Origin of the sequence: Psychromonas sp. SA13A (assembly GCF_011378715.1) — a bacterium.
Lineage (GTDB): Bacteria > Pseudomonadota > Gammaproteobacteria > Enterobacterales > Psychromonadaceae > Psychromonas.
This window is the reverse complement of the sequence record NZ_WTKU01000025.1, coordinates 50,456-57,437: the sequence shown is the minus strand read 5'-3', so window position 1 is coordinate 57,437 and position 6,982 is coordinate 50,456. Positions and strand designations below refer to the sequence as shown.

General features: G+C 36.5%; 7 protein-coding genes. 2 read left to right on the top strand and 5 right to left on the bottom strand.

The features are described from left to right. The coding region (locus GQR44_RS17200; protein WP_166371881.1) for a helix-turn-helix domain-containing protein at positions 1 to 389 on the bottom strand (389 nt) is incomplete at its 3' end. A 242-nt stretch (positions 390 to 631) separates the two neighbouring features. Here GQR44_RS17200 and GQR44_RS17195 point away from each other — a divergent pair. Next, complete coding sequence (locus GQR44_RS17195; RefSeq protein WP_166372917.1) at positions 632 to 1,330, top strand: HutD family protein; 699 nt, start codon at positions 632 to 634, stop codon at positions 1,328 to 1,330. On the opposite strand, the gene GQR44_RS17190 is transcribed toward GQR44_RS17195, so the two are convergent. The 3 genes from GQR44_RS17190 to znuC all read right to left on the bottom strand — a co-directional run bounded on the left by GQR44_RS17190 (position 1,319) and on the right by znuC (position 3,750). Next, the gene (locus tag GQR44_RS17190; protein ID WP_166372916.1) at positions 1,319 to 1,858 is read right to left on the bottom strand and encodes an isochorismatase family protein; all 540 of its coding nucleotides are present in this window, start codon (positions 1,856 to 1,858) and stop codon (positions 1,319 to 1,321) included. The two genes, GQR44_RS17195 and GQR44_RS17190, sit on opposite strands and share 12 nt — an antisense overlap. Positions 1,859 to 2,180: 322 nt before the next feature. Continuing rightward, positions 2,181 to 2,966 carry an iron chelate uptake ABC transporter family permease subunit gene (locus GQR44_RS17185; RefSeq protein WP_346774370.1) on the bottom strand — a complete coding sequence of 262 codons (786 nt, stop codon included), beginning with the start codon at positions 2,964 to 2,966 and terminating at the stop codon, positions 2,181 to 2,183. Next, positions 2,959 to 3,750, bottom strand: a complete 792-nt coding sequence (gene znuC / locus GQR44_RS17180; protein ID WP_166372915.1) for a zinc ABC transporter ATP-binding protein ZnuC — start codon at positions 3,748 to 3,750, stop codon at positions 2,959 to 2,961. Before znuC ends, GQR44_RS17185 begins: the two co-directional genes overlap by 8 nt. Positions 3,751 to 3,980: 230 nt before the next feature. Here znuC and GQR44_RS17175 point away from each other — a divergent pair, with 230 nt between their 5' ends. After that, positions 3,981 to 5,105 (top strand): zinc ABC transporter substrate-binding protein, encoded by a 1,125-nt coding sequence (locus GQR44_RS17175; protein ID WP_166372914.1) that lies wholly within the window; start codon positions 3,981 to 3,983, stop codon positions 5,103 to 5,105. 764 nt (positions 5,106 to 5,869) lie between these two features. On the opposite strand, the gene GQR44_RS17170 is transcribed toward GQR44_RS17175, so the two are convergent. Continuing rightward, on the bottom strand, positions 5,870 to 6,751 hold the full coding sequence (locus tag GQR44_RS17170) for an NAD(P)-dependent oxidoreductase (RefSeq protein WP_166372913.1): 882 nt from the start codon (positions 6,749 to 6,751) through the stop codon (positions 5,870 to 5,872). Between the last annotated feature and the right edge of the window lie 231 nt (positions 6,752 to 6,982).

The window sequence follows — 6,982 nt, the reverse complement described above, 5'->3', positions numbered from 1 at the left end:
AGGTATTGAAATAACTGACCTCCACGTTTCTTATCAGACCAAATATAAAGATAAATCGTTTCATGGCTAATCCGCACTTTGTGTTCTTCTCGCAACCATCCTGATATTTGCTCGGGACTCCATTCGAGTCGAATCTTTGAGTTAATTAATGCAATGAGGCTACTCGTCATTTTAATTGCTTTACGAGAATGTAATCGACGATGATGTGCAAACGATTGGGCTTGTTTAATGCGATATCCTCGCTTACCTGTATTACGAGAAAGCTCTCTACTGATAGTTGATTGACTAACTTTTAACTGTTGCGCAATTTTATTTTGACTCAGACCTATTTTCTTTAAAGCATAAATCTGGCATCTTAGCCCATAGGTCAGTTGTTTATATGTTTTCATTGTTGCATCTCTTGCCGGAGAAAAAGCGATAAGCATATATTCAGCTGACCGCTTTTTCTACTAATTCAAGTTATGCACTTATAATCTGAATCCAAGACATTAGGTTCACCTCTGCTCTATCAAGTAGAAGTAAAATAGCTATTTAACTGTCCTAGTTCATGTCTCTGTTCATATTAAATATATTATGGGCAGGGACATAAGTGCAGGCAATGATATAAGTGATTCAAATAAAGGTAAATCACGTGCTTAATTATCAAATATTATTACCACAGCAGTACAAATCGATGCCTTGGAAAAATGGCCTTGGTAATACGCTTGAAATTGAACGTTATGACGATAAAAATGGGCTATGTTTTCGCATTAGCCAAGCGAGTGTAATTGAAAATGGTCTTTTCTCTGACTTTAGTCAATTACAACGGACTTTGGTATTGCTGTCAGGTAAAGGCATAACACTTAAACATTTTGCAATTGAGTATTTGGATCAACAACAGAACCATAAAGTTAGGTATGTTAATGAATTAATCAAGCCATTAGATATGGCTCACTTTGATGGAGGCGATAAAACGTTAGCAACACTCCATGATGGAAAAATTGAAGATTTAAATATTATGATTAGAAAAACGGATACAACTGCAAACGTTACTGTAATGGAGTTGGGGCGACCATTGGTAATATCAGAATCCCATAAACTATTATATAGCGCTTATTATGCTAATAGTATTTGTAGCTTGCGCCTAAATGAATATAAAGGAAATTCTCATGTTGTTGAATTACCGAAACATAGTTTAATACGTTTAAAAGTAGATCCCAGGTTAATAAACAGTTCTGACAGTAATTTTGCTACTGGCTCGAGTGATGCAAGTGAACATACTCAGGTTACTTCTATAATAGTAACTAAAGGCTCTGGTGTATTCATCGACATCTCAAGTTTAACGGATTAGTTCTAATATTTGTTTGAACTCGGGATCTCGGCAATCTTTTACTAATTCATATAAGCACATTTCTAAACCAGTCGTATTAACACCGCTATTTTGTAATGCATTAATAGCAAGTTGTTTATTCACTGCAAGGCGAGAGCCAATACAATCACTAACAAGTTCGACCTTGTAACCTAGCTCCGTCAACCCTTTTGCAGTTTGATATACACAAATATGCGCCTCAATGCCGCATATTAACCAAGTTGATACATTGGTAGCACCGATTAGATCTAGAAAATCAGGTGAATCACAGGCATTGAAGGTATATTTTGTTATCAGTTCAATATCATCAAGCAAAATGCTTAACTCATCAACGGTAGAACCTAACTTTTCTGGGTTTTGCTCTAGCCAAATAATAGGTAAATCAAGCGCCTGTGAGCCTTTGATTAACTTTTCACAATGACTTATCAAAGTATCACTATCATCCACTAAACGCGCTAGTTTTCCCTGAATATCAACGACAATAAGTCCGGTATTTTCTCTCATTAACATATGAACCTCCTATTCGAGCGACTATGTTTCTGATATTAATCTGAATCATTGATAATCTAAAGCTATTTTCTAGTGCGTCTTGGAGATGGCTGTACTGCTACAAATAATCAATTCCTTTGAATATAGATTAGCGAAACGCTATAACCGCCACCTGTCACCTTCTATTTATACCCGTTACTTATACCTGTTGATGCCCATTAACGATATCCATTATTTGGGCACCTTGCAGTTTTATATTTTCACTTTAAAAGTAACGGCTATAAAACAGTCTCAATTCGCACTTGAATTAAAGCCTAGATTCGCATAAAAAGTGCAAGTGCAATTATTTTCGAGGAACAATAATACTCAGTAAAAACAATAAACAACCACTCACCACAATCGACGGGCCCGATGGTGTATCGTAATAATAAGAACCAAGTAATCCACCAATCACCGAAAAGCAGCCAATAACAATAGCTAATATAGCCATCATTTCTGGTGTGCTTGCAAAACGACGAGCGGTCGCAGCGGGAATAATCAATAAAGCCGTTACTAATAACATACCCACCACTTTCATCATGATCGCGACGGTTAAAGCTATCAAGCCTAAGAAAAGCCAGTTGGTACGATCCACAGGAAGCCCTTCTACTCGCGCTAAATCTTCATGAATGGTGATCGATAACAGAGGCTTCCAAATCCACATTAACCCTAAAAGAGCAACGCCACCTGCACCATAAATCCAATACAGATCGGTAGCACTTATTGCAAGAATGTCACCAAATAGATACCCAACCAAATCTATTCTTACATCATCCATATACGCTAAGGCGACTAACCCCAAAGAAAGTGAACCATGTGAAAGGATACCTAGTAAGGTATCACTGGTTAATTGACGTTGATATTGGCTAACAAAAAGTAATATCGCCAATGTTTGGCAAATAATAAAAATGCCTAGTGTCAGGTTAATATTTAAAATAAAACCTAATGCAACGCCTAGTAATGCTGAATGAGATAAAGTATCTCCAAAATAAGCTAAACGGCGCCAGACCACGAAAGAACCAAAGGGACCCGCTACTAATGCTACGCCAATTCCCCCTACTAAAGCTCTTAATAAAAAATCATCAATCACTTTTTTTACCCTCTAAATGTTCACAAAATTGGTTATGTTGATGGCTGTGATCATGCTCAGTAAGTGCATGGTTGTGCTCGTGACTTTTTTCATGAACGTACAATGCCAAATGACTTGCTGCATGCTTTCCAAACAACTGTGCATAAGCAGGATGACTAACAACGACTTCAGGCGTACCACTACAACATATATGCTGATTTAAACAGAGCACCCTATCTGTGGATGACATGACAAGATGAAGATCATGTGACACCATCAAAATGGCACAGTTTCTCTCAGTTCGAACTCGGCTGATAAGGCTATATAGTTCAGATTGGCCATGCACATCAACACCTTGTACAGGTTCATCAAGCACTAATACATTGGGATTACGTATTAACGCACGCGCCATCAGCAAACGTTGTAGTTCACCGCCTGATAATGTGTGTAACGGAGCATCAATGATATGTTCTGCACCGACTTCTGCTAATAATTCTTCAAACGGTTTTTTATGAGTTGTTTTTGCTAATGCTAAAAAACGCCTAACTGTCATTGGAAAAGTGGGATCAATATGAATTTTTTGAGGCACATAACCAATGGTTATATTGTCGGCAAGCTGCACCGTACCGGAGGTTGGTTTTTGTAATCCAAGTGCGACTCGTAAAAGCGATGTTTTACCTGCGCCATTTGGCCCAACGATGGTCACTATTTCGGCGGGATTTAGTTGTAAATTAATATTCTCTAAAAGCGTTCGTTCTCCTAATACTAGGTTAATTGCATTTAAATTAAGTAATGCTTTATTCATATAATTTCTTATTCCTTACTCGGCTACAAAGTTATAATTTTTGGCCTGTTCAATGACTACTTGCTCTTGTTTAATTATTACAAGCGACTATTTACTAATAGAAAATAGTGCAAGAAAAATATAAATTAAAAATAAGTAATGTTATCTTATAACAAAATAATGCGTTATATTATAACACCACGTACCGTTATAATATAACAAATTTCATATACTACTTAAGAGAATGCAAGATGAAAAAATTATTATCCCCATTCATATTGATTACAGCCCTACTACAACATTCAGTAAATGCGGCTGAAAGCCCGCAGGTTGCTGTTAGCATTAAACCGATTCACTCCCTGGTGAGTGGTGTTATGGAAGGGGTTGGTACACCACAGCTGATCGTTAAAAGTGGTTCACCACATGGATATACTTTGCGCCCATCAGAGGCAAGAACATTATCACATGCAGATCTAGTTATTTGGGTTGGTCATGAGCTGGAAAGTTTTCTTGATAAGCCGTTAAAAACCTTAGCAAAAGATGCCAAAAAACTTGAACTGGCAGACCAGTTAGCTGGGTCATTGTTGACAAAACGAGACTTTGGAAACTGGGAACATCATGATCATAGTGAGCATGCTGCACATGATGATGACCACGACGATCATAAAGAGCATGTAGCACATGATGATGACCACGACGAACATGAAGAGCATGTTGCACATGATGATGACCATGAAGATCATAAAGAGCATGCAGCACATGATGATGACCACGGCGAACATGAAGAGCATGAAGAGCATGTTGCACATGATGACGACCACGACGGTCATGAAGAGCACGCTGCACATGATGATCATGAAGGTTCTATGGACCTACATATCTGGCTTTCACCTAGTATTGCTCAAAAAGTTGTTGATCAAACTAGCAAAATGTTAATTGAAATAGATCCAGCTAATGCTAAGCAATATGAAATAAACACAGTGAAAATGACAGCGAAAATAACAAAGCTTGATCAACAATTACAGCAGAAACTAGCACCAATACAAACAGTTCCTTACTTAGTGTTCCATTCTGCATATCAATATTTTGAAACGAGTTATAACTTAAATGCTGTTGGTTCTGTAACCATTGACCCTGAAAGAAAGCCTGGAGCGAAAAGAATTACTGAGATACGAAAAAAAGTGCGTGATTTGAAAGCACGTGCAGTATTCAGTGAACCTCAATTTGAATCAAAATTGGTTACTACCATTATTGAAGATACTGGTGCAAAAACAGCAACCTTAGATCCACTGGGTGCGAATATTACGGCAGGACCAGATGCTTATTTTGAATTAATGAATAACTTAGCTGACGACTTAGTCAAAGGTCTTGAATAAGGTATTAAGTAAGTTCTAAAATTAAGAAACTGATGTTAATAATGTTTAACAAAATAATTTTACCGTTTACCTTATAAACATTAATTAAAAATCGGTCTTGTGATCAATTTTCAAAGTGATTCAAGATCGATTCTCCTTAGCTTTATGTGTCACCGTTATTTACTGCAAAACTATATGCTTCAAGGTTACAAATTCCATTACGATTAATGACTCTTCCCTCTCCTATATTGTTGATTAAGTACTACAAATACATAGGCACCTACTGCCAATTAAGATGCGATTTCCCGTCACTAAACAAACTATAAGGTAAGATGTCAGATGATTACATTTAGAGAAATGTAGGGTGTTGATGGTTAAATTAATGGATGCAGAACTAATAGGATTAATGTATTAAAAAGTAGTTATTAACATAAGTTACTTGTTGCAATGCTTGCTGATTTATAAGGAATTGAATTGACATGCATCAGGCATAGAAATGATATAGGCAAATGGAACAGTACACTGAAGGAACTTGGGAAAACTGTAAAGGAAAATCTATTCGGTGATAATAAAACCTCACATAGGATAAGCAAAGCAAAAAAATACTGCTACTTATGTGAATGTTTATCTTTAACAATCGACCAATAATTAATTAATGGTTGAGTCGTTAACCTTGAACAACACAAAAATAACAGTACTGTTAAATATCTATTTAACTCCTTGATATAATGCAAGCTTTCACTTTCATTATATCAAGGGTAGTGTAGTGATATATTTTTTGAGTATTATTTGTTTAGCTTTAAAAAATAATCAAAGATTTCTGGAACGTTACCGTTACCCATATCTGCATCAACTGCCGCTTGCAGATTTGCAGAAGTACCTTCAGCAATTTCAGAAACAGTGCCTAAATCTTTAACCATTTCTAAGAAATAACCTAAATCTTTATTTGCATTGGCAATAGAGAAGCCTAAGTCACTTACGCCATCTACTGCATATTTTTTACAAAAGCCCATAAATGGTGAGTTAGATGGGCCTGTTGACATGATATCGAACAATTGTTGGCGATCAACACCCGCTTTATCTGCAACTGCAAATGCTTGAGACATTGCTGTTACTGTTGTCATACCCATGAAGTTATTGATCAACTTAGTTGTATGACCAGCACCTAAAGCACCAAGGTGGAATACGTTTTCACCTTGTTCTGCAAGTACAGGTTTAACTTTATTAAATGTTTCTAAGTCACCAGCAGCCATGATGTTTAATAAACCATCTTTAGCGTGTGCAGGAGTACGACCAAGTGGCGCATCAATCATACCTGCGCCTTTAGCTGCAAGGTCTGCACCAATTTTACGAGTTGATGCTGGAATAGAAGTACCAAAATCAACTAATACAGAACCTTCTTTAATACCAGATAGGATACCGTTATCGCCGTAAACAACCATTTCTACAACTTTAGAAGTTGTAAGACAAAGCATAACGATATCACTTTTTTCTGCTAATTCTTTTCCAGTAGCAACTTCAGTTGCATTACCGCGAGCGATAACTGCAGCAACTGCATCTTTATTAAGATCCATTACATTAACTTGAAAACCACGTGTTTGTAAGTTCTCAACCATATTGCCGCCCATAAGGCCAAGTCCGATGAAACCGATGACTGGTTTAGTCATAATCTAACTCCTTAAATAGTGTTTATTTGTATGTTTGTATTATTATATAATTGATGTATCTAGAATATAGACCTATTACACAATAAGCAACGTCGAAGCACTCAAAAATGTAGATAAAGTCGATTATTTACTTAATTAGTTGCTAGTTATGTTATCCAGCGCTAATTATTTAAATTGAATAGATTATTATTTAGACTACGGAAAGTGATTTAACACATTGATAAAATACGT

What these genes read in the sequence shown, in the direction of transcription:
- GQR44_RS17190 (WP_166372916.1), bottom strand. Translation starts at nt 1,858, where the DNA reads ATGTTAATGAGAGAAAATACCGGACTTATTGTCGTTGATATTCAGGGA.
- znuC (WP_166372915.1), bottom strand. Translation starts at nt 3,750, where the DNA reads ATGAATAAAGCATTACTTAATTTAAATGCAATTAACCTAGTATTAGGA.
- GQR44_RS17175 (WP_166372914.1), top strand. Translation starts at nt 3,981, where the DNA reads ATGAAAAAATTATTATCCCCATTCATATTGATTACAGCCCTACTACAA.
- GQR44_RS17170 (WP_166372913.1), bottom strand. Translation starts at nt 6,751, where the DNA reads ATGACTAAACCAGTCATCGGTTTCATCGGACTTGGCCTTATGGGCGGC.